The following is a 1,164-nucleotide window of genomic DNA, read 5'->3' as shown; positions in this document are numbered from 1 at the left end:
AGCGCGGACTCCAGGTCACCAACCCGCCCAACACCGAGGTCCTGCGCTTCGCCTACTCGGCCGACGACCCGCATCTGGCCGCCGAGCGCGCCAACGCCTTCGTCCAGGCCTACCTCGGCAACCGGCAGGCCGACGCCGACGCCACCATCGCCGCCGGCGTCGCCTCCCTGGAGAGCCAGCGCGCCCCCCAACTGGAGCGGCGCGACGCGCTGGAGGACGAACTCGGCACCCTCTTCGAGGGCAGCGCCGCCTACGACAACGCCCTCGCCGACCTGTCCGGCGTCACCAGCGCCATCTCCGACCTCAACGCGGCCATCGCCCGGCTGACCTCCCTGGACACCACCGGCGGCCGGGTCATCACCGAGGCCACCCCGCCCGGCAGCCCCTCGGGCCCCGGCCTGCCGCTGCTGCTCGCGCTCGGCTACGTCGTCGGGATCGGCATCGGACTGCTCGCCGCCTGGGTCCGGCTGGTGTTCGACCCCACCGTGCGCTCGCCCGGCGATGTCACCCGGGCGCTGCACGCCCCCGTACTCGGCGTGCTGCCCCGGCCCGCGCGCGGTGACGGTCCCGAGGAACTGATCGCCCAGGGCCGGCTGGCCGAGGAGTACCGCTCGGTGGCGTTCCGGCTCGCCTACGACGAGGCGTTCGCGCAGCGCCGCCGGCTGCTGGTGGTCGCACCGCGCGGCAGCATAGAGACCCCGCTGGCCGCCGCCGTCAACCTCACCGCCGCCTTCGCCGAGATGGGCATGGACGCCCTGCTCGTGGAGGCCGACCTGCGCACCCCCACCCTGACCGAACAGCTGCGGCACGCGGACGGCGTACGGCCCGGCTGGGCCAGCTCGCCCGGCGGGCGCGGCGAGAGCACCGACTGGCCCAGCGGGCTGCGGGTGCCGATCGACGCCGAGGAGTCCGGCATCTTCGACCTGGTGCCCGGCCGCCGGGTGCGCAACGTGCCGCGCGCCCTGACCTCCCCGGCCGCCAGCCAGTTGATCCACCACGCCGACACCAAGGGCGCCGTGGTGGTGGTACTGGCCCCCGCCGTGCTGCTGTACGCGGACGCCATCGCCCTCACGGACCGGGTGGACGGGGTGCTGGTGGTGTGCGACCCCAGCGAGGTGCACCGCGACGACCTGACCCGGGTACGGGAGTTGGTGGTCGGGGCGG

At 75.0% G+C, this 1,164-nt stretch carries 1 protein-coding gene; it reads left to right on the top strand.

The window, feature by feature from the left end; translation table 11 throughout:
* Positions 1-1,164, top strand: a 1,164-nt coding sequence (locus tag ACWF62_RS20590) for a hypothetical protein (protein WP_452631280.1), incomplete at both ends; no start/stop codon positions are given.

The sequence above is a fragment of the Rhodococcus sp. NPDC054953 genome, from assembly GCF_053609225.1.
The sequence above is the reverse complement of the archived record's forward strand: the minus strand, read 5'-3'. Positions and strand labels throughout refer to the sequence as shown.